General features: G+C 44.7%; 1 protein-coding gene. It reads right to left on the reverse strand.

Features of this window, described 5'->3' with window-relative positions:
• Window positions 1-201 precede the first annotated feature (201 nt).
• Entirely contained in the window at window positions 202-768 is a 567-nt protein-coding gene (locus A3738_RS02395; RefSeq protein WP_068763317.1) for a sulfite exporter TauE/SafE family protein, read from the reverse strand.
• Window positions 769-927: the final 159 nt, after the last annotated feature.

Genomic DNA, 927 nt, shown 5'->3' on the forward strand with positions numbered 1-927 from the left:
GTATCTTTGTAAGAGGAAAATTTCCTCTCGAGAAAGCATTAGGCTATTCATAAAGTAACGCGCCAATAAAAGCGATAAGTGCTGCGATCGAGCATAAGCTAAGCAGCAATGGTCTGAATCGATTGTTGTCATCGATGTATGGCCTCGCTTTTACCCCAAGTACGAAACCTAATAGGCATACCGGCAAAAAACTAAGACTTTCTATAGTAGCTGCTGATTTAATACGCCGATATAGGCGTAGGAAATCATGCTGATTGTGCAGCTATAACCAAAATATATCGACAGGTTTGCGCGTATGTTTTGAGGCTTTCCGTGCTGCATGACTAAGGCCATAGGCGGTCCACCAATGGACGTCGTCGTTCCCATTATTCCACTGATAAATGCTGCAAGCCCCATTCGTCTTGGGGTGTAATCAAACTGCTTGCCATAGTAAGAAATGATTACCGCCGCAAAAACGCATCCGGCGACAAACAGTTGAAGGGCAAAAATATCGAGTTGAAGTAGTAACCATGCACCTAATATCGTACCGGGGATTCTTGTAATAAAAGGCAGCGCTAAGGCGCGATATTCGATGTATTCGCGCTGATTCCAGGTGTTGAGAACGCTCAAGAATAGCGCGCATAAGGTGAGTGCCACGGGAACCCATAAAGGGTTAAGGATGACAATAATAGGTGCGGCAATCACAGCCATTCCAAAGCCCAATGCAGTCTGAATCCAGCATCCGACAAATAAGCTCAGTGCAGCAAGCAGCCAAATCCACAAATCCATACTTGCTTAACCTTTAGCGCAAAGTAGGGCGTCGATTTTTTGTAAAACCATTTGAGTACTGATGTCTGCCATCAGATCAATGCCTTTAACTCTAAGGCCCCATTTTAGTTGGTCGGCGCCTTTTCCTTGTTGAAGCATCAATTGTTCGTGATATTGCTC

The sequence above is a fragment of the Oleiphilus sp. HI0066 genome, assembly GCF_001635725.1.

Coding starts and splice junctions, on each gene's coding strand:
- A3738_RS02395 (WP_068763317.1), bottom strand. CDS start 768: ATGGATTTGTGGATTTGGCTGCTTGCTGCACTGAGCTTATTTGTCGGA.